The organism is Acetivibrio cellulolyticus CD2, assembly GCF_000179595.2.
GTDB classification, from domain to species: Bacteria; Bacillota; Clostridia; order Acetivibrionales; family Acetivibrionaceae; genus Acetivibrio; species Acetivibrio cellulolyticus.
In genome coordinates this window covers 18,202-39,551 of sequence record NZ_JH556651.1, presented here as the reverse complement: position 1 = coordinate 39,551, position 21,350 = coordinate 18,202, and the positions used below count along the sequence as shown (strand labels likewise).

12 protein-coding genes are annotated in these 21,350 nt (G+C 38.7%); 2 read left to right on the top strand and 10 right to left on the bottom strand.

Annotated elements, in window-relative coordinates:
* Positions 1 to 44 precede the first annotated feature (44 nt).
* Positions 45 to 782: a sigma-70 family RNA polymerase sigma factor gene (locus ACECE_RS0200135; protein ID WP_010243057.1), complete on the bottom strand. Its 738-nt coding sequence runs from the start codon at positions 780 to 782 to the stop codon at positions 45 to 47.
* A 493-nt stretch (positions 783 to 1,275) separates the two neighbouring features.
* Here ACECE_RS0200135 and ACECE_RS29905 point away from each other — a divergent pair, with 493 nt between their 5' ends.
* Positions 1,276 to 1,443, top strand: coding sequence for an anti-sigma factor domain-containing protein (locus tag ACECE_RS29905; protein WP_010243055.1), 168 nt, complete (start codon positions 1,276 to 1,278; stop codon positions 1,441 to 1,443).
* A 2-nt stretch (positions 1,444 to 1,445) separates the two neighbouring features.
* On the opposite strand, the gene ACECE_RS0200125 is transcribed toward ACECE_RS29905, so the two are convergent.
* From ACECE_RS0200125 to ACECE_RS0200085, 8 genes are all read right to left on the bottom strand, one after another.
* Entirely contained in the window at positions 1,446 to 4,823 is a 3,378-nt protein-coding gene (locus tag ACECE_RS0200125; protein WP_010243052.1) for a carbohydrate-binding protein, read from the bottom strand.
* A gap of 117 nt (positions 4,824 to 4,940) precedes the next feature.
* A complete protein-coding gene (locus tag ACECE_RS0200120) occupies positions 4,941 to 6,647 on the bottom strand; it encodes a carbohydrate-binding protein (protein ID WP_010243049.1) in 1,707 nt (568 codons plus the stop codon).
* Between the two features lie 197 nt (positions 6,648 to 6,844).
* Positions 6,845 to 9,760: a carbohydrate-binding protein gene (locus ACECE_RS0200115; RefSeq protein ID WP_010243045.1), complete on the bottom strand. Its 2,916-nt coding sequence runs from the start codon at positions 9,758 to 9,760 to the stop codon at positions 6,845 to 6,847.
* Positions 9,761 to 9,837: 77 nt separating this feature from the next.
* Complete coding sequence (locus ACECE_RS0200110; protein ID WP_010243043.1) at positions 9,838 to 11,385, bottom strand: family 43 glycosylhydrolase; 1,548 nt, start codon at positions 11,383 to 11,385, stop codon at positions 9,838 to 9,840.
* Positions 11,386 to 11,549: 164 nt separating this feature from the next.
* Positions 11,550 to 14,186 carry an RICIN domain-containing protein gene (locus ACECE_RS0200100; protein ID WP_010243041.1) on the bottom strand — a complete coding sequence of 879 codons (2,637 nt, stop codon included), beginning with the start codon at positions 14,184 to 14,186 and terminating at the stop codon, positions 11,550 to 11,552.
* A 41-nt stretch (positions 14,187 to 14,227) separates the two neighbouring features.
* Entirely contained in the window at positions 14,228 to 16,342 is a 2,115-nt protein-coding gene (locus ACECE_RS0200095; RefSeq protein ID WP_010243039.1) for an HzsA-related protein, read from the bottom strand.
* Positions 16,343 to 16,382: 40 nt separating this feature from the next.
* Positions 16,383 to 18,275, bottom strand: coding sequence for a cytochrome c biogenesis protein CcsA (gene ccsA, locus ACECE_RS0200090; RefSeq protein WP_010243037.1), 1,893 nt, complete (start codon positions 18,273 to 18,275; stop codon positions 16,383 to 16,385).
* 59 nt (positions 18,276 to 18,334) lie between these two features.
* Positions 18,335 to 20,128 carry a family 43 glycosylhydrolase gene (locus ACECE_RS0200085; RefSeq protein WP_010243028.1) on the bottom strand — a complete coding sequence of 598 codons (1,794 nt, stop codon included), beginning with the start codon at positions 20,126 to 20,128 and terminating at the stop codon, positions 18,335 to 18,337.
* A 297-nt stretch (positions 20,129 to 20,425) separates the two neighbouring features.
* On the opposite strand from ACECE_RS0200085, the gene ACECE_RS26140 reads away from it, so the two are divergent.
* Positions 20,426 to 20,797, top strand: a complete 372-nt coding sequence (locus tag ACECE_RS26140; RefSeq protein WP_268870999.1) for a GGDEF domain-containing protein — start codon at positions 20,426 to 20,428, stop codon at positions 20,795 to 20,797.
* 145 nt (positions 20,798 to 20,942) lie between these two features.
* On the opposite strand, the gene ACECE_RS0200075 is transcribed toward ACECE_RS26140, so the two are convergent.
* A complete protein-coding gene (locus tag ACECE_RS0200075; RefSeq protein WP_026073628.1) occupies positions 20,943 to 21,338 on the bottom strand; it encodes an SMI1/KNR4 family protein in 396 nt (131 codons plus the stop codon).
* Positions 21,339 to 21,350: the final 12 nt, after the last annotated feature.

Here is a 21,350-nt window from a genome sequence, read left to right as displayed (position 1 = left end):
AAAAACTTCAGTTTTAAGGACCTTGTTATGCAGTTTGAAGTATACTAAAATATTTCGTTTAAATATTTTTTAAAATTCTCATAATCATTATCAAGAATAATATATAAGCATATAATAAACGCCCTGTTTCTTTCAACAGTCTTCGGATGTACATCTATTACTTTAATGAGTTCTTTCATATGGATATATTTTTTAGTTTTTAATTTTTCATAAATATTCTTATTTTCAATAATCTTCTTTGCTATGCCTACACACATACGCCTTGAATCTTTATGTTTCGGAACATAATCAGGTAAATTATTTATATTTAGTCCGAAGGTTTCTAATTGTTTTGAAAAATCCTTTAATTCATAAATAAATTCATATCCATCAGTTTCCCAACCAATGTCAGAAATACTTAGTTTCTCCTCAATCTCGCTTTCGATATTACTATCAAAACATGATAAGGGTATTTCATTTTTGCTGATAGACGATGTCTTTTTAAAATAATCTATCACCCTTCTTTTTATTACCAATTCTGCAAATTTAAAAAAATTTCTGCTTTTGCTACTATCATATTTTTCAATAGCCTCATCAAATGCCATTAGCCCAATGCTGTATTCATCACTGCTTTTCAAATCAACCATTTTTGAGGTATAGAAGCTTGAGACAACTTTTAGTATAAATGGAATATAGTCTTCAATGAATTTTTCCTTTAGCTGCTTGTCTCCATTCTTGATTTTTTCGATAACTTGAGTTGCAGTTTTGCCTGCATAATTTATAATAGTTGAAATAAATAGCATAAATCTCTTCCCTCATCAATAATATTAGTAAAATAATTTTCTATTTCTATATAATCTAATTTCGGAATATTTATTGAAAGTATTAATTGCATTCGAAATAAATCAAATTATCATAACCTAACAAAAAATCGGTATTTATTTGTTTAAATATTATTTCGTGAGTAATTCTATTTTTAAGTTGGGAATTTCAATAATTAATTCGGATTTTTCGGAGGTATTTTCAAAAAAGAGTATACTTTATTTTTTAAAAGATCTATTCAAATCCCCAACATAAAAAAGTTTATATTTCGAATTAGTAATATAGGAAGTACACATAGATGTAAAATGAGCTTAACTAAATCAGAAGTGTTTACGTTTACCAGTAAAGTGCCCATAAATTCTGTAGGAAAGTTATCTTCCTTCTAATTGACTTTCCAGGAACTCTCATTTTGGTATTACTCAGATTGTTGTACAGCTATGCTATACAACAATCTGAACATTTAGGAGTGGTAAAATGAAATATCAAGGAATTGTATTAACCATAACAAAGAACATAGCAATAGTTTGTACTAAAGATTTTCAATGTTATTATATCAAGATGTGTTCTACTTTTTTTGTAGGAAAGAAAATTGAATTTTCAGGAAGGGAAACTGTTGGTAAAAAACAGCTTCGGCAAGATTAATGTTATGAGCTCCCCAATAAATATTGCCTTACCAATGCAAAGTCTATAGAATTCACACTGCTGTCTCCATTTACATCCGCATTGAAAAGGTTCTCCCCTGAAAGCTTAGCTCCACCTAACAAATGTAGTCTTAATAATGCAAAGTCTATCGAATTGACATTTCCATCATCATTCAAATCACCTTTAATTCCAGTAGGGCTTGGGGTAGGATTCGTAACAGGGGTAACTGAGGCAGTACCGAATTTCCACCAGTTCAGATTAAAAAGGTAACTGCTGCCACCTGTAAATTTTAAATAGAGATCATGGGTACCGCTTACTCTGCTCACACCACACGTTGAAGTAACCCAAGTCTGCCAATCATCTGTTCCGTTAACCGGACAAGTCCCAACTAATTTGCCGTCAATACTGTCAATCCTTAGCTCTATATTACCTCCACTAGTTGCACTGGCTACCCTAGCTTGGAAGCTTCCCGCGCCACTTCCAAAATCAATTTTCTTGTATACAGCATAATCCTCATTCTCAATAAATCCAACATTCTCCCCACCTTCTGTGCAGACCTCAGTCTCTATTCCCAACTGGGTGTCAAAGGTCTCAGCTTCGATCTGTGTAAAAGCCGATCTTGGTTCAGTTGGGTTGTATATCACGTCCGAAACGACTGCCACGGCATCCACAACCAAGGTACCGCTTAATACCTTTAACTGAACGGTATGCAATCCATAATTAAGATCCCGTAGCGTGAAAGTTTGATAAAGTTCTCCGGATGCCATTGTACTGGCTGATGAGTTAACAACCTTTCCGTCAACTGTTACCTCAAGCTTTGCATACCCGTTGTTCGGTCCTAGAATATCTAACCCTGTGCCGATAAATTTATACTGAATGGTAGCACCCGATGCTTTACTTGTGGAAAATGAGCGCTGGTAGTTATACATGGATTTGCCATTTTCATGTGCCCACGAGCCACTGTAAATAAGCTTGGTAGCCGGAACGGAAGACAGGTCATTCATTTCAAGATTATCAAGCAATTCAGAATAGTAAGGTACATAGCCGTCAACCTTTTCCACCTTCAAATTATCAAAACGGGTATTATAATAACCGCTGGCCAAATCTACACGACCTGATAATCTAGGGCTGGAATCTGTGTACTCATAAAGTTTTACATCGTCTATATAAGCAGTCACTTTGTTTTCTACAACTTTAATTGCAATATTATGCCATGCATTATACGAGGTGTTAAATCCATTAATTTTTGCTCCACCGGTACCACTCACTACATTACCGCTTGCTACGGAAGTTCCGCTAACATGCAGTGACCAACCCCCGTCAAACCAGAATTTCAGTAAATAAGGTGTACCAGCTGTGTAATGTGAATTGCCTCCACCCTGCTGACGGGCACCGATAGCAGCATAATTGTTACCGCTCTCAGTACTATTGAGCTCAAAAGAAACGTCAACACTAGCTTTGTAGTTGAGCCATCGGAAATCTCCAATACCTGTAATGGGACTACCGTTATTCCATGTACCTCCAAGCCCCATAGTGGCTTGATCCACCTGTTGGCGAAGGACATAATTACTCGACCCATCTGGAAGATACACCTCAAACGCACCGTTACGATCACAAGTATAACGTGGGATCACGCTTTTAGATCCTCCTCGGGAATCTATATAGCTTTCCGTTCCGATGATTTTGCCTCCTGCTCCAATAACTGGGACTGTTTTACCGGAATAATCAAAATTGTCAGCATACAGGATATTATCCTTTGTATTCTGTACAGAACCAGTCTCATCTGTATCGAGTACGGTACGCTCGCCCTCCACCGGCAGCGATGTTTTGTACTCCTCCTTCCCACTGTTCTCTAATGTGGTAACTGTTACAATAGAATAAGGCTTAATGTTTATAGTGTAAACACCGTTATTTGCCGAAACTTTTCCAAGATATTTCATGTAATTGCTGTTAAAGGCTGCCCCCTTATCGGCTGCCCTTGTTTCCCACAATTCCAGATCCGGGGTACCAGTATAGCCCATATTAACTGTACTGATTGTGTAGGTTTTAGAATACTCACTGTCGTTAATGATAATAGTTGAAAAATTGCGCTTATCAGGAGCAGCAAGCGTCAAATAACTTGGAGTACCATTGCGGCCGCTAACGGGGTTCGTACCTGTTGCACCGGTATAGCTCGCCTGAGGCACCGCTCTCCAGATACCCGCAGTATTGGTCTGGTTTTCCCATCCCAACTTTGCAAACCAACTGAAATGGCGCAGAATGACAAGACCTGCGTCATAGTGAATCCAGCCTGACCAAGGGTCACGTGCACTAAGTAATTCTTTAAAGGAATATTGTCCGCCTTCGTAAAAGGAACCGATGGCCGGCTGATAGATAAAATGCGTACGGCGGGAATTGACAAAACCCTTAATAGCAGTGTTTCCCATTTCCAACGGGCCATTGATACCTCCTATACCGGTTCCTGACACCGAAGGATCTTTCATATTGTTGTTAGGACGGAAGGACGAGTTGCTGAACGTAGCCTGAGCTTCACTATTCCAAACCTCTTTATCAAATTGTTCTGCAAGCTTTTTAAAATTACCTCCACTGTCGTCATCGGTGTAATAATGGTATCCGCCAACCGAAACAACGTTTCGAAGAGATGTATCGCTCAACATTTGACCACCGAAAGTGGGTAAATGTGATTCATCGGAAATTATGATCTTTATGCTATTATACAACCTTTGCTCTTCAGTGCTATTAAAACCTGCACTGTCCGTTCTGACACGGTCAGCGTATTGTTTTGTCCACGTCAAATCCGCTGCTTGTTCGTTAACCCCAGGATTTACATAATCGACCATATACCCATATTGACGATAAGCGGCTAAAATGGTGTTTTTATACCAGATATAAACTTTATCATTGGTGTCTACCCAGCCCGGAGAATTCCACCGAAGGATACTCACCTTAAGATTGGGATTAACCTTTTTGGCATCAGCTGCAAGCTGAAAACCAGGTTGCCTCCTAACATTAGCCGCTTCATTTTGCCAGCGCATAGTAGCCGGGTCCGGACCGGTGGAGTTATTGCGATCATTGCCCATCTCAATTTTTACATGAGTCATAATGGGATTTTCTCCGCCAAACAGGATCTTAAGCATTTGTGCATATTTATCTGGATGCTCGGACTTATAATCCATAAGAAGTGCACTGGTACTGTTGGCACTCAGCACGCCAAACCCCTTAAATGTAAGACCATTAATGTTGCTAGCTTTTATATAGTTTCCATCTAAAGTAATATTCACATCTGCAGCTACAGCTGTATTTAACGATGTGACTGTAAATAAAGCCACAACCATGGTAATTGCAATAAGAATTGATAAACCCCTTTTTACTCTTCTCATTTTTAATCCCCTTTTATAATTCTTGTTGAATTATATGAACATACCAAACAAAAGTTCAAATCATTCAAATATCGCCTGCTCCAATGGTTAAGGCCATATTTGAAAAACATACTGTAATTAGTTGAAGGAAAATATCATACCTAATAAATACTGTCTCATAAATGCAAAGTCTATAGAATTCACACTGCCGTCTCTATTGACATCCGCATTGGAAAGATATGTTCCTGTTAGCGGAGTCGATCCTAGTAAATGCAATCTTAATACTGCAAAGTCTATTGAATTTACATTTCCATCGCCATTCAAATCACCCTTAGTTCCAGTAGAGGTTGGAGAAGGCGTTAGAGTAGGCGTAACAGGAGCAGTGATAAACTTCCACCAATTCAGATTAAAGAGGTAACCGCTACCACCGGTAAATTTTATATAAAGGTCATGAGTACCGCTTACGCCGCTGACACTACACGTTGAAGTAACCCAAGTCTGCCAGTCACCGGTTGCAGTAACCGGACAAGTCCCAATTAATTCACCATCAATACTGTCAAGCCTTAGCTCAATATTACCTCCACTGGATGCACTGGCTACTCTGGCCTGAAAGCTTCCCGCACCGCTTCCGAATTCAATCCCCTTGTAGACCGTATAGTCCCCATTTTCAATATATCCGACATCCTCTCCACCTTCTGTGCATTCCTCACTCTGTATCCCAAACTGGGTGTAAAAGTTTTCAGCTTCAATCTGTGTATAAGCTGAGCGAGGAGCTGGAGTTGGCGGAGCACCGGCAGCATCAAGTCTGGCACCATCAAACGGAATAACAATAACCTTGCTGCCATGCCTATCATTCCCAAGATCCTTATCTTTAGCAACGTTGATCGCTGAAAGTAACATAGCAACTACGTGTCCGTTCTCCATATAAACATTGGGGCGCTCCAATTTATTCCAATGATTAACTGTACCGTTCGTATAGCGTATAAAGTTCGCTGTTGGGTCATAGGCAAGCCCTGGTTCTAACTGCCAATTGTTGATACCGTCTTTGGAAGTGAGGTGATAAGCCTTACGTGTATCCCACTTATTGACAACAACATGATAAAGATCACCACTGTACCACATAACCGGATCTTCTAGCCAGTCTTTTGGCAAGCCGTAGACTTGCGGCCAAACAGCAGGTTTTGATACGGTGTAAGGACCAAGGACGTTATCGGAAATACCAATTACGCCATTTCTTTGAATTGCCTCATAACGTCCATCTGGCCGAAGCATAATACAAACATTATACATTGTAAAGCTTGTTGCATAAGCACCTGTGACCGATAATTTCCCCATATATTCCCACGGCCCATCCAAGGAATCTGAAACAAATATATCCCCTGGCCTGGTATCGCTCACAATAATAGCATAACGTCCATCCTTTAGTTGAAATGGAAAAACATTGTGCCCTTTACCACCCTGATTATTTGGCCAGCAGACTCCCTCGTCAACATAAGGTCCATAGAGGTTGGAGCTTGTTGCATGAACAGCCACTGAGCCAAACCATCCGTTGTGCCCAGCATTCTGGTCCCAGCGACTTGCAAACATATGATACTTACCATCTGAACCTTTAATGATCCCACCATCCCAGTAACAATACTTTGTCATGGTTTTGTCTTCCAAACCATTTGATTGATCTCGAGGGCCCACTTCCGGTACACCCCAACAAGACGAGGACAATGGCTCTAAAATTGGTGTATCTGTAAAATAATCAATGAACGCTGCAGCATATACTACCCCTGAAAATGTCGGCAATAAAACCAATACAATAATAAATACCAAACTTCTTTTCACAATATCTTTCATCAATTCCCATCCCCCAATAAATTCAATTATATTTTCTAACACTCTTAGTTGTTCATTTTCTAATTCAATTTATTAATTCGCAATAAATATATTTTTAAGTTGGGAAATAAAGAATATCTTAAGAAAATTGCTCACTGTAGTCAAAAAGAAATTTTTTTACTACAGTGAGCAACTATACTCCAGGAAAATTAGCTTCCTTAAACCGGGAAAGCTGTTATGATACTTAATAAGTATTGTCTCATAAATGCAAAGTCTATGGAGTTTGTATTGCCATCACTATTAACATCCGCATTAGAGAGATTGCTCCCGGTAAGAGGAGTTGTACCTAGTAAATGTAGTCTTAATAATGCAAAATCAATTGAATTTACATTTCCATCACCATTTAAATCACCTTTAATTCCAGTAGGGTTTGGGGTAGTTGTACTCGAAGCAGCACTAAACTCCCACCAGTTCACATTGTATAGATAACCGCTACCGCCTGTAAATTTCAAATAAAGATCATGAGTACCTTTTGCCTCGCTTATATCACACTTTACAGTAGTCCATGTCTGCCAACCACTTGTCCCTGTAACCTCGCATGTGCCTATTAAAGGGGCGGTAATACTGTCAAGCCTTAGCTCAATGTTACCTCCGCTTGTCCCACTGGCTACTCTGACTTGAAAACTAGAAGCTCCACTTCCAAAATCGACCTTATTGTAGACAGCATAGTCTCCATCTTCAATGTATCCGACATTTTCGCCGCCTTCGCTGCAATCTTCAGTCTGAACTCCAAACTGGCTATTGAAGCTTTCTGCTTCGTTCTGCTTGAAAGCGGATCGAGGACCGGCAGTAGGTGTAGGAACTGCAGATCCGCTTACTCGTAGCTTTGCAACTGATTCACCCACCTTATCACCTTGTGAATTTACTACAAACAACTTGTATGTACCTTCCGTATACGGAGCAGAAATAGATGTTGCATTCCCTGCTGCCTTTATCATTGTGAGTCCTTCAACAAAATTTGTTGTTCCTGAAGGAGCAAACCATACAGTATTTGATGCGTTTCCGCTACTCCTTATACTTACACTGGTTCCAGCTGATATAGCACAACTTGCTGGGAATACATAATCCTGTGGGGAAAGCAATTTACTAGGTATAATACTTCTATACTCTTCCTGTATTCCTGAATTTAAACATGTATTATACTGTTCTAAAGGCCATACATTGTCTGAAACTACAACCGGGGTATCAATTATGCTGTTTGGAGGATTCTTACCCATTTTATTCACTGTTGCATAAGTCCTTAGGATTGTTAGATCGTGTTTTGCTCCAAAATCTTCGCAGTTGATGGTATATTTTACCCCAGGATCAATATCGAGCACATTATCATTTTCATTTATATATGCAGTTCCTTCATCATTATGCAGACCATAAGTAGGCCCGGATGTTGCCGGAGGAATACCCCTTACATAGTTATTATTAATGTTCGTACCGGGCATCTGACCTATCGTATATATTGCTCCGCTGTCATGAAGCCTGGTTAAGGTATCAATAACTCTGTTATAACTTATCGTGTTGTTCTTACACGTAGTTGAGTTTGTGAAATTACACCATCCCCAACCCAAATGTATCCCATTATAAGCTGTCTTCTGAACATGATTATAGGTAATTTTAAGAGTATCTGCAAAATACGCTGTTATTGCAGCACATCCGCCAAACCCAGGTGCAGTACTAATATCGTACAACATGTTATTAGAAATGGTATTGCTCTTACAGATACCCTCAACACCAATGGCATATTTTGCACGACTTCCACCGTCTCCAATATAAACATGCTGTGGATGACCTACCGTTATTCCGCTTGATGTGATATCAGTTATATAGTTTCCAATAATATTGGAGTTTATGACATCGTTTACCATTGAAATTCCATCACTGCCGCTGTGCTTTACTATATTTTTTATAAAATCAATGGAATCACTATTGTTTAAGTTTATCATTCCAGGCAAGGTATCAACAAGATCATACTTTGTGTTATGCCAATTGTCATTATAAAAAGCTATAAATGCCTGTGAAGCCTGACATGTTGATTTGCCATGTGAGCCTGCAATATTTACAAGGTTATAATCTGTATTTGCAAAGGTGATGCCTTGGAAGGTTATATTCTTAACTCTGTTTGAAGTCGACATTCCTGAGATGTCAATCAGTTTTTCAACTACGGGAGCCTGAACATCGGCAGTATCCATATTTTCACCAGAGCGGATATAGTAGTAAAGGGTTTTTGTGGTTTTGTCAAAATAGAATTGTCCCGGGGAATTCAAGAATTCAAAAGCATTATAAATGGTATGCGTCCCGGAAGGAGAAAAAGCTGCACCCCAACCCGGTGTCTGCGCTATAGCTCCATAAGGTTGCTGTAATAGAAGCACCCTGTAATTTCCAGATGTAATCACATCTCTGGTACAAACAATATTCTCGTTCCATGTAGTGCCGTTTACTATCTCAAGATCATCCTTGTTACTAGTAATAGCAGGTACATCTTCTAGATAATACTGAACACCATCACTCTTACTGCCGCTTGTCCAAGCCCAAGACGCCTGTCCCGCAGTAACTGAATAAGTCCCATACCCTCCTCTGGCTGTAACTCTTTTGCTGGTCATCGAAGCCCTTGCATCATTTACATATAGGTTCCTTAATTTGGTCGAACGATTCAAAGTAGCTTTATAAATATTGCCACTATGTTGCGTCCATCCTGTAACTTTTGTTGCACCATTTAATACTGGTGTTTCATCCTGATACGACTGATAATAAATTCTGTATCCATTTGTTCCCGAATCTTGCGGGTCAAAAGTAATGGTATCGGTAATATTATAGGTACCACCTCTGAGAAATACACATATATCCCCTGTCATGTCGCTGTTTATGGTGCGTACTACATCCCTAGCCTTAGTAATTGTCTTAAAAGGCTCATTTAAAGTACCTGGATTGCTGTCGCTTCCTGTAGGTGATACATAATAGGTCGCTTGGGTAGCTGCCTCTACTGTAGGTATGAATAATGTGTCAGTTGCAAATAAGGATATCATGAAAAGTATCGCCATCAGAATAATTATGTGCCTTTTAAAAGCAGTTCTTTTTAGCATAACCTCACTCCTTAATAATAATTGGTTTTAACTACAGCTTCAATTTGTCTAGCACAAATTGAGCTGAGCTTTCTTTATCAATCAAAAGATTTTATAATACCAAGTAAATACTGTCTCATCAATGCAAAGTCAATAGAGTTTACATTTCCATCTTTATTTACATCAGCATTTGAAAGAACGGTCTCTTCAAGCGTAGTTATACCAAGTAAGTGCATTCTAAATTTTGCGAAGTCTAAAGAGTTAATTAATCCATCACTATTTAGATCGCCCAAGGTTCCTACCGGCAATATAGTTCCTCCTTCAAACTTCCACCAATTCACATTTAACAGGTATCCGCTTCCGCCTGTAAATTTTAAATACAAGTCATGTATTCCGGTTGCACCACTTATTTCACAGGATTTGGTCGTCCATGTTTGCCAGCCACCCGTACCAGAAACAGCGCATGTTCCAACAAGAGTGCCTGTCGGACTGTCAAGCCTTAGCTCAATGTTTCCTCCACTTGTTGCTGATGCTACTCTTGCATCAAAGGATACGGCACCCGAACCGAAATCAACACCCTTTACCTTTATATAATCTCCGTTTTCTATATTGCCTACATTCATTCCGCCTTCACTACATTTTTCTGTTTCAACACCTGATTCCCAACAGATAGTTTCTGCCTCAGTTTGGATATATGGATCCATTTTTCCAATCTGGGAAGGACCGCTTTTGGTAATTGGAATACTAGGAATTGAACCATCGGAACTGTAATTAAATTGTTCTAAGCCAACTGAACGGTGATAACTTCCGCCACCCTGTAAATTACCTGTATGATAAAACATGTAGGAATTACCCTCATAATCAATAACTCCCGGATGGTTTGTATAGCTGTTTTGAGAAGGCATAATAACACCCTTAAAGTTCCAGGGTCCTGTAGGACTAGTGCTTGTAGCATAGCGTATATCTTCGCCTGCTGAACCCATCCCCGCATACACCATGTAATATAAATTATTACGCTTGTAGAACCATGGACCTTCAACAAAGTTCGTAGGTTTTGGAGATACCTTGACAACGCTTCCTGAATAAGAAATCATATCCTCATTTAACTTCACATAATAAAGCTCACTGTTTCCCCAATAGAGATATGCCTGCCCATTATCATCGATGAATACTGTAGGATCGATATCCTGGGCTCCGTTATTTGTTATTAAAGGCTTTCCAATAGCATCTTTAAAGGGTCCAGTCGGGCTATCAGATACCGCTACACCGATTACTCTTGCACCTCCGGCATTTTTTCTGGTCATTGGAACATAGAAATAAAACTTCCCGTCCCTGTAAACAACTTGACCGGCCCAAGCATCGCCTTGTGCCCAACTGAATGTATTGTATGCCAACGGGGAACCATGGTCTGTCCAATTTACCATATCTTTGGAGGAATAGCATCTCCATTCATTCATAGTATAAAAGTTATTAACTACTGTGTCCTCATCATGGGTAGTATAAAGGTAACAAATCCCTTCATGCACCATAGGAGCCGGATCAGCAGTATAAATAGTCTGTACGACTGGATTGTCCGCAAAACATATTGCACTTTCAAAAACTATATTCAACATAATTAACAACATAAAAAATACTTTTTTTCTCATTTTCATTATCCCCCTCTGGATTTGGTTTTTTCTGGTCATTGGCACTATGTTGTGCCCATCCTGTACCTTGGATTATTATTGTTATCATAAATCAAAGAATTTCCATAACCTAGCAAACTTCCCGGTATATTTACTACTGTGGATCTAAGCGTTGGTACTTAGCCTTACTCAGAAAAAGAAGAAATAATACCAAGTAAATACTGTCTCACCAATGCAAAATCAATAGAGTTTACATTTCCATCACCATTAACGTCAGCATTTGAATAATTCTTTCCTGTAAGCGGACTAACTCCAAGTAAATGAAGTCTTAATAATGCAAAGTCTAACGAATTGACATTTCCATCGCCATTCGCATCACCTTTTTTTTCATCACCGTTACTTCCATCTGTAGCACCGATTTGAAGCACATATGCCTCCAATTGGTCTAACTGTTTGCTGGTAAGATGAGATGTCTTTCCATGCTTGTCACCTACGTTTTTTGTTGTTAGTACATCATGAAGTGTTGCTGCAGATCCGTCATGCAGATAAGGAGCTGTCCTCCAAATTTCAAGAAGTGTTGGAGTATAATACATTCCGTCTTTATCAAGAATGTCTTTTGTCCCCACATCGTGTGCTTTCAAATTGGTATACAATGGACCTGAATGGCAGTATGCACAACGAGTTTCACTGCTTTCGAAAATCGCCTTTCCTGCAACAGCATCTGCTGTCATTGTTCCATCCTTGTTTGAATAGGGATCCTGTTCAGGTTCCAAATTTTTAACATACGCCGCAACATCATCAAGTTCCTGTTGAGTAGGTTCTCTAAACTTAATATACCTAAAGCCGGCTACTATTCCAACATGTGCATTGTCTCTTATACCACGCCACATAGCTGGAGGTGTATCAAAAACTTTTAGCATTGATTTTGTATTTTTGGTGTTACCTATACCGTCATTAGGCATATCCCAATCAAGACCGTCTGATCTTCCCTCAGGATGGCAGGAAGCACAGCTCAGCCACTTCTGAGTGGTGGTTGATGCATCGTAGAATATGCGTTCACCCCTTCTTAACTGATCTTCCTGAGGCTGATTTCCAAGTTTCACTGTACTTTTAAGTGTATCTCCTACTGCATCTATAAAATAAACTTCCCCGGCAAAATATGCTCCTACTGCTATCTTTTTACCATCAGGAGAAATAGAAATTCCTCTTGGACCTTGTCCTGGTAAATCCATCTTTTTAAGAATGCCTGCTCCCCACAATGCCCCAAGGTCATATTTCAACATATCCTTTTTAGAAGGGTCTGCTTTTATCTGAAACCATATGTCGGAATAAGGCTTGTCAAAACCTGCTTTTGAACGGAATAGCAAAGAATAATTGCCTGATGTACCAGAAGCTCCTCCCTTTAATATTTTCCATTGTTGGCTCAGGCTTGTGCTGCTGCTATTGGTCACAATACCAGCATCGTTATTATTTGAAGCATCCTGCACATCCATATATTTCTGACTGGATTTTACCTGAAGCTTGTAGTTGCCGTCTCCCGCATCTATTATTTTCCATTTCTGATTATCAGAAGAAGATAGATCCCATTGAACTACACGAGAATTGTCAGCAGTTGAACCGGCATTATCCATTGCCTTATTTGTACCTCTGTTGACTATGGTATAATAACCATCACTATTAGCAATGATTTGAAACTGTTGGTTATTATTACCCACATCATTCCATTGTACCAATTGTACGTTGTTTGCAGTATTACCGCCCGGTACATCTACTGCTTTTCCGCTTTTACTGTTTATGATCTTATAATAGACGTTGGGGTCGATTTTTGTATCATCTCCACCCGATGCACCGTTTATATTTCCTATTAAAAGCTGATGCAGAGTATATAGATCGATTTTAAGCACCTGATGAGCACCTGATACACTTACCCACATTGTTTTACTATCAGAAGATATTGTCAGCCCCCATGGATCTGCAGCCCCTTCCATCATTCTGTCCAGAATAAAAGTAGTATATATATTTTTCTTTGCTATATCAATTATTGTAACAGCATTTGTCATAACCCAGCCTCTTGTTATCTGAGTTGTAGGAAGTGAGGTCTTTCCAAAAGTGTGAAGGACATATGCCCACTTCCCGTCTGGAGAACATTTTACTCCCCTGACATTGGATGAACCCTGAGGAAGCAAGATATTAACATCCTCCTGCATTGTGCTCATATCAACAAACGTAACTGATGCAGCATACTTTGGAACAAATGCATCTCCCGATGGTAATGCATGCCCAACTATCGCATATTTTCCATCTACCGTACCGTCCAATAAATACGGGTAGTCCCGGACTGAAATGTCCTCTTCCACATTACCTGAGGACAAATCAACAACAGATACTTTTTTCAAGCCAAAATCGGATACAACAAGTTTATCTTCTACCACTGCAACTCCCACCGGCTTTGAACCAGTTGTAAATCTTCTTGTTACAGATCCTCCAACAGGATCCACCTCCGCAACAGTCCCAGCTCCGTACTCACAAACATACACATATTGGTTCCCGTTCCAAGCAAGAGCTTTCGGCTGACCATCCAAGGGAATAATCTTTTGTATTTGACCATCTGCTGCTTTAATTATTTCCAATTGGGACTTTGTAGTATCAGACACTGCAATCATGCTGCCATCAGGCGAATACGCAGTATCAAACGGCGAAAAGTACTCATTATCAGCCGAATATCCACTCATGCTTTCCGGAAATACGAAACTCCCCAAAGTTACAATTATAGCAATACAAAGAACCATCAATATCAACTTTATAAAAACGTTTTGTCTCATTATAAACACCCCTAACTTTACATTTATTTAAGCATCTTAAGTTAATTCAGAGACGGCTCTACCTGTTCTCCACTTAACTGAGCATCAATATTTTTGTAGTCTCCGAAGAATGGTGCGACTCCAGAATCCAGCCAGATTATAAAGGAGTGAAGCTCACTCTCTGAAAGATTTCCATGTCCGGTCTTCAATTTTTGATAAAGTTTCGATGCTCTTGCTCCAAATTTTCCGGGTTCTGATCTTGGATAGACTTTATTCCAGTCTGCTCCCGGGTATATAGAGTCAAATAAAGCAACATAAGGTCTCAAGTTTTTATATGAGGCAAACCATTTCGACTGTGGATCTGTAGCACCCTTTCTAAGGTCAGGTTGCTGAGAACCGTTATGACATGAAATACATTTTTTGTCTAGTATCGGCTGTATAAGTCTTGGAAAACTCATAGGCCGTGCCCCCTGTGAAGGATCAGGTGTTATCTCGGAGGGTTCTCTTCTTAGTGCAAGTGGAACACTTTCAGGATTTGGTGCAGCCTGACGGGCTGGTTCATGACACCCCTGACAAAGTAAGCGTGTTTGCCCAGGTACAATATAGGTATCTGATCTCATAGTCTGAACAGCTGTACCATCCTGGTCAATAGCTTGCATGAAGACAGGTCTTCCAGCTGGCAGGTAAAACGACGCACTTCCGTCTTCCTCAACAGGTACCGTACCTAAAAGACCACGGGTGTTTCTTCCTGCCCATACACTCTCTGTGCTTTCATAACTTACCATAGGATCGGTTGCAAGGGTTGTGGTCTTCGGATAAACCTGCCATATACGCAGCTCTTTTATCTTTGTACCCGCTGGGAAGGGAAGGAGTGTATTGTAAACATCCATTACCGATACGACACCATCTTGAGCAGGTTCGGTTGGCTTTTTTGAGCCTGGGATAGCATTTGGCACCCGACGAGGACAGAGCGGCATAGGTCCATAGCAGGAAAAATTCGGATCACTATATAATAACGATTTGTTTCCCTTTGTGTCTATTGCATATATGCCATAGCGTTTGTTAGCACCATTTGTATTGGCATTTGGATCATATACACACAAGAAATAGTCCTCACTAAGAGGATATGGAGTTCCATATTTTTGGTCGGTGGTTGTACCAACTTCAGATTCCGGGTACTTGGCATCGGGTGTAATTTTCGTAATGGTAGACAGGTTGTCATCATCTTCAACATCGGGGTCTATAACAATCAGAGGTCCGTAATTCTGAGCGTGATGGGGAGCCGCAGTTGCCACATACTTGTTGGAATTTGGGATAGCTCTTAATGAATTCTGCATGAGCGGCACATTTCTCCACCATTCCGAACCCGAGTTTGGATAATTCAAAACAACAGCTCTTGCATCAAGACCATCAGGAGTAGTGATCCATGCAGAGTGCGGGTGATTAGCACCTCTATCCACATAGTCCCAACGGGTGTATATAATCATACCGTTGTTGTCAACACTCGGACTCCATTCATTTGTTTCATGGTAACTAATGCATCTTATATCGCTGCCATCAGCATTCATTGTATGAAGATTAAAGGTAGGAACAACTCTCTGGTGACAACGTCCATATCCACCCCTTCTTTCCGATATGAAAACGATTCTTCCGTCAGGTAACCAGCGGGGATCAAAATCGTTATAATTTCCGTCTGTCAACTGAGTAAGATTTGTCCCATCTACATTCACCTTAAAAATATGATATGTAGTATTCTGGTTCCATACGTCATACGAATTTTGTGCATCTGTATAAGCAAATACTATCTGCTTTGCGTCGTAGCTTAAATCAAAGGAATAAAAAGCTCCTCCAACAAGCTTCCTTCCTGCGTAACGCCCATTTGTACAAACTGAATTCTGCAAAACATCCGTTACTGTTGGTCTGCCGGAAAACGCATCATTCAGTATATACAATCCACCACCTTTTACTCCTAGAAATCCAAAGTTTCCATCAATCATGTGATTCTCAGGACCTGTATACGGCTGATGCTTTGTAAAAAGTATTTTGTCAAATGCAAATTCAGATTTAGTAAAATCAACACTTGCAGACATAGCTGAAAAAGTAAGAGCAGTCATAGAAACTCCAACTATCAGTAATAAAGCAACAACCTTAGAGAGTACTTTTGATACTTTTCTCATACATAACACTCCTATCTTATAATATTTCAACAACATTCTATTAAATTTGTAACTTGTTTTCTTGCTGCTTAAAAATATACTGAAGTATTACACCTACAATCATTAAAAGGCTTCCAATCCACACAAGACTAACCCACCTTAAAACCATAACTTTTATAGAGATATTGTCATTTTCATCTATACCTTGGAAAATTATATAAAGATCTTCCCGCAACCCTGCTTTAACAACTGCTCGAGAATGAGTTATCTTCCTTTTTTCATAATATGTAAGCTCAGGCTTTAGTTGAAGTTTATCTTTAGGTCCACTGATACCGATTACTGCAACAGCTGATGTCTTTCCTTCTTCCTCTTTCCAGTACAAATTCCTGTATTTTATGTTATAAGCATTGATGCTCATTTCATTACCTTTCTTAAGCATTGTTTCAGTGCTGTAAGCCATTCCTCGAGACCCTGCAAATCCCATAGTTATAAGGATTAGTGAAATATGTAAAATTAGAAATGATATATACATGGGACTAGATAGAATTTTTTTATGATTTGTTATAATTAAAATAGCAAGGTTTACCACAAGCATTACACAAATAGATAAAGCCAACTTTGTAAGATATCCGTAATTAAAAAACACGAGCATTATTATTAAAGTAATCAATCCTGAAACCGCACCTGGGATCATTAGCATCTTCCTGCACGTAAACAAGACCGGACAAAATGCCAGGACTAAAAGCATAATTAGTCCAAATATTCCAAATACATACTCATAAAACGCAACCGTTGTCACCGAAGCCCCCTTGAAAAGCATCCCTCCAAACAAAGGATAAGTAGTTCCTCCAAAAATCAGAACAGCTGTAATTACATATAGGGCTATGAGCAAATTTTCGGGCTTAAACAATGTCTGAAATATTTCTTTTCTAAATAATCTCTTCTCCCCAGTTTCATTTCTAAGGTCATCTTTATATAACTTTTTAATCCTGTAATATGTTAATATAATTAATACAATCATAATTATAAGAACTATCCCGAAAACCACAGTTACACTTTTACTGCTATACGCATGTACCGATTCTAGCAATCCACTCCTTGCAAAAAATGTTCCCACAAGTATAGTAAACACTGTCATGGTTATCAGTATGAAATTTACTCTTTTTCTACTAAACCCAGGATTTTTGCTACTTATGCTATGCAAAAAAGCTGTAGCAAACAGCCAATTAACCAAAGATGAATTCTCAATAGGATCCCATGCCCAATAACCTCCCCAGCCAAGCTCAGTATATGCCCATAAACCTCCTGTAACAATTCCGGCAGTTAGCAGTATCCAGCCCCATATTGCCCATTTCCATATAACCAAACTATTAGATGAGGTTTTTTCTCTAAAATCAAAAAGCTGATAACAAAAGGCTAAAAAGAAAAATGAAAATGCCACTATAACAATCGGAGGATGGATTACCATTCCAAGGCTTTGAAGTGAGGGATTAAGACCAAAACCATCAGTTTGCTGCGATACGTGTTTAAATGGATTGTTAATAAAGCTAACAACAAACATAAAAAGTATCATAACAAAAATAATTACACCAAATACTGTTCTAGTAGATCCCTTGTTGATGTTTTTGAAATAAACTACAATAAGTAAAACTGCAAATACCGAAGTCCAAAATAACATCGATCCTGAGCTTCCCGACCAAAATGCCGAAATCTTGTATATTAGCGGAAGTGTTTTTTCAGTATTGTTATAAACATATTCAACTGAGAATACTCCCATTACCAGTGAATAAATCAAAAGAATTGAAGAGATCAATACTCCCACACAAGATACGAGACCTGTCAAAATTCCCAGGTTCTTTCTCACTTCTGTTTCCCTTTTAAATACTAATAGTAATAATGATATAAGACCACATCCAAATGCAAAACGTAATACCCATGTCCCAATTAAATTCACTTAAAATCCCCCACCCTAATACTATTTTCTATATATTTGATAAATAGTCCACCTTGAAATCAACTAAAACTGGATACCATACCCAATAAATACTGTCTCATCAATGCAAAGTCAATAGAGTTTGTATTGCCGTCTCCATTAACATCAGCATTGGAAAGACTTGTCCCTGTAAGCGGTGCGTTGCCAAGCAAATGTAATCTTAAGGCTGCAAAGTCTATTGAATTTATATTTCCATCACCATTCAAATCACCTTTAATTCCAGTAGATGTCGGGCTTGGTGCTGGTGTCTGATTTACGTTGTCACCCGGTACATCATTCAAGCGGAACCAGTCAACATCCATATATCCGGAACTTTCTGAAGGATTAAAATTCAAAATAGCATACTGCTCACCTTGGAAGGTGCCGTACTGCCAATCAAAGCCCATGGTTATATAGGTTCCGAGTTGCTGCCAATCCCTGCTGTCATCTTTCCAATAGAACTTGGCCTGCTTATTACTAAAATTCATTTCGATCCTGAAGTATAAAATATTTGAAGTTATATTATCAACTGTCGCCTTTACTGTTTCTTCTTCTGTCATTATTATTCGCTTCGGATCCTTTGTTACAGCTATATAACCACGTGGATCACCCAACATTCCTAACCCACATATATCCCCAGGCTGCATGGCACTGCAATCAATTTTAATGGTTCCCGTACTTATTAAGCCCTGACCTTTTTGCGTCAGACTGTTTCTCGCATTCCAGAAATCCTTTGCTGTAGTAGATTTTAACCTCAAAGCTGACCCAGTCAACGACCATTTTGTATTATCCGGATTATGATTCCACATCCACTGAAGTCCTAAAGAACTACCGTTAAATTCATCTGAAGCTGCTGGTACTTTTATAGACTTATTCTGAATCGGCTTGGTATATTTTGATTCTACCTGTCCTAAAAATCCCGATCTGCCAAATCTAGGCCAGCCATTCTCCCAAGTAATTGGACAAATTTTGGTCGGACGCCCGATTGCACCCTCATCTTGGTGAAGATAGCCCCAGTAACTACCATCAGGCAAATCGACAATACCACCTTGATGTCCGCCTTTTCCAGCAGTGCAAAGTGTAGTAGTTTCGCCATAAGGTCCCCAGACATTATTCGCACGAGAACACACTAAGCTTCGAGCCGGAACAGCGTTAAACAAATAATATTTGCCATTAGCTTTAGTTAAATGTGTACCTTCAACATTGTTATATTTAAGAATAACTTGTGAAGAACCTGTTGTAGCACTTAAGCTAGAATTCAACTGGATCATGCTAATTTCATTCTGCCAAGCCCCGCCATAGGCCAAATAAGCAGTACCATTATCCTCTATAAACAAACAAGGATCAAAATAGCTACCTCCTAAAAGACTGTAATTCCATGGACCAGCAACGTCTTTAGCGTAATAAATGCGGGTTCTTTCACCATTAAGAGTAACCGCTACATAAAACGTACCATCCTTATAAGCTATGGAAGGTGCAAAACAGCCGTTACCATATTTTGTGCCTCCTTGCAGGTTATAAGCATTGTTACCTGTATATGATGCTATGCAATGACCTGCTATTTCCCAATTAACCATATCTTCAGATCTGCAGATTACAAGACCTGGCACACCAGCAAAAGTGGATGAAGCAAGATAAAAATAGTTGCCAACCCTAATCATACTTGGATCCGGATAATCAGCAAACAAAGGCGGATTATTAAATGTACCGTCTCCATTATCCGATTGCCAGGCATGTACCAAACCCATTTGGGAAAAGAGCATACACAAAACCAGCAGAACAACCAGAACTTTTTTTGATCCAAAGCCTCTTTTTTGTTTTCTTATATTCACCATACTTAACCCCCCTGATTTTCTTATTGGTTGACTACAAATTATATTCACTTTTTCTTTTGTTAAAATAAAAAATGTTTCTATAGTGATATGTATGTTTTCTAAACTATCAATTCGTAGTTTTAAATTTTTTTAAGTTGGGAGTTTGATGAATAAAAAAAGTTTTCATAATTTTTTGAATTCCCAACATAAAAAAGTTTATATTTCGAATCAATAACAGAACTGTATAATAGGAAAGGATTCTTGAATTTATCTCAGCAATTACTTAAACTCACAAAATAAGGGGATAAACCTGGAGTTATTTTCTTTGCTGATATGGATGGGCTAAAAAAAATAAATGATATATTTGGTCATGACGAAGGTGATATTGCTATTAAAGAAATGGCAAAAATCTTAAAATATTCTTTTAGAAAGGGAGATATCGTGGCAAGAATCGGTGGGGACGAATTTGCAGTTTTTACTTCAGATACCGATGAGGAATTAATAGAAACTGTCCAAAACAGAATTAATTATTTTTGTGATTTATTCAATAATAGCTCAAACAAACAGTATAAACTTTCCATTAGTTTAGGAGTATCTATGTATAATAATCATTCTGATATTACCCTCGAACAGCTGATGATACAAGCTGACAAGTCGTTATATAGTAATAAGAGAATAAAAAAGCTATAAATCGCATTAACCTTCAATACTAAGTAATAGCTGAAATATTACTTAGTATTTTTCATGTGGTCTATTTGGGTCAAATAAGGCCTGAAGTGATATCCTAGCCGAAGTTATATTTTAGCATTCCTAAGTAAGTAATTTTATGCAACAATTAATCTTTAAGCATACCAAAAAAATCATTTAAATTGTTGGCTACTTTTACTGTTACAGGGTTAAAATCGTCTGACTCTTCATGGAACCATACAATGACAGAAGAATTGTTACCATTACTAAAATCCAGACAAACAAAATCACCTGTAAATAATGCTGCAAATGGTATAACATTGGCACCTACTAAATCTTCATTATCAGTTAAACGTGTGTCTATCTGAGACAAGACTACCTCTATATCGTACCAACCGTTGATATCATCTGACTGTGGTTCCTCCAAAAGACACAGAAATCTTTCTATTAAGTATTCTTTTCCATCATGCAAGAATATATTTGTTTCAGGAATTGCGCCATTAGATTTTTTTAAAAAATCTTTCTGATAAAGGCAATCAACAATGAGATAAATATT

Bases quoted from the DNA above. Each gene is read 5' to 3' on its own strand.
- ACECE_RS0200135 (WP_010243057.1), bottom strand. From the start codon at position 782: ATGCTATTTATTTCAACTATTATAAATTATGCAGGCAAAACTGCAACT.
- ACECE_RS29905 (WP_010243055.1), top strand. From the start codon at position 1,276: ATGAAATATCAAGGAATTGTATTAACCATAACAAAGAACATAGCAATA.
- ACECE_RS0200125 (WP_010243052.1), bottom strand. From the start codon at position 4,823: ATGAGAAGAGTAAAAAGGGGTTTATCAATTCTTATTGCAATTACCATG.
- ACECE_RS0200120 (WP_010243049.1), bottom strand. From the start codon at position 6,647: ATGAAAGATATTGTGAAAAGAAGTTTGGTATTTATTATTGTATTGGTT.
- ACECE_RS0200115 (WP_010243045.1), bottom strand. From the start codon at position 9,760: ATGCTAAAAAGAACTGCTTTTAAAAGGCACATAATTATTCTGATGGCG.
- ACECE_RS0200110 (WP_010243043.1), bottom strand. From the start codon at position 11,385: ATGAGAAAAAAAGTATTTTTTATGTTGTTAATTATGTTGAATATAGTT.
- ACECE_RS0200100 (WP_010243041.1), bottom strand. From the start codon at position 14,186: ATGAGACAAAACGTTTTTATAAAGTTGATATTGATGGTTCTTTGTATT.
- ACECE_RS0200095 (WP_010243039.1), bottom strand. From the start codon at position 16,342: ATGAGAAAAGTATCAAAAGTACTCTCTAAGGTTGTTGCTTTATTACTG.
- ACECE_RS0200085 (WP_010243028.1), bottom strand. From the start codon at position 20,128: ATGGTGAATATAAGAAAACAAAAAAGAGGCTTTGGATCAAAAAAAGTT.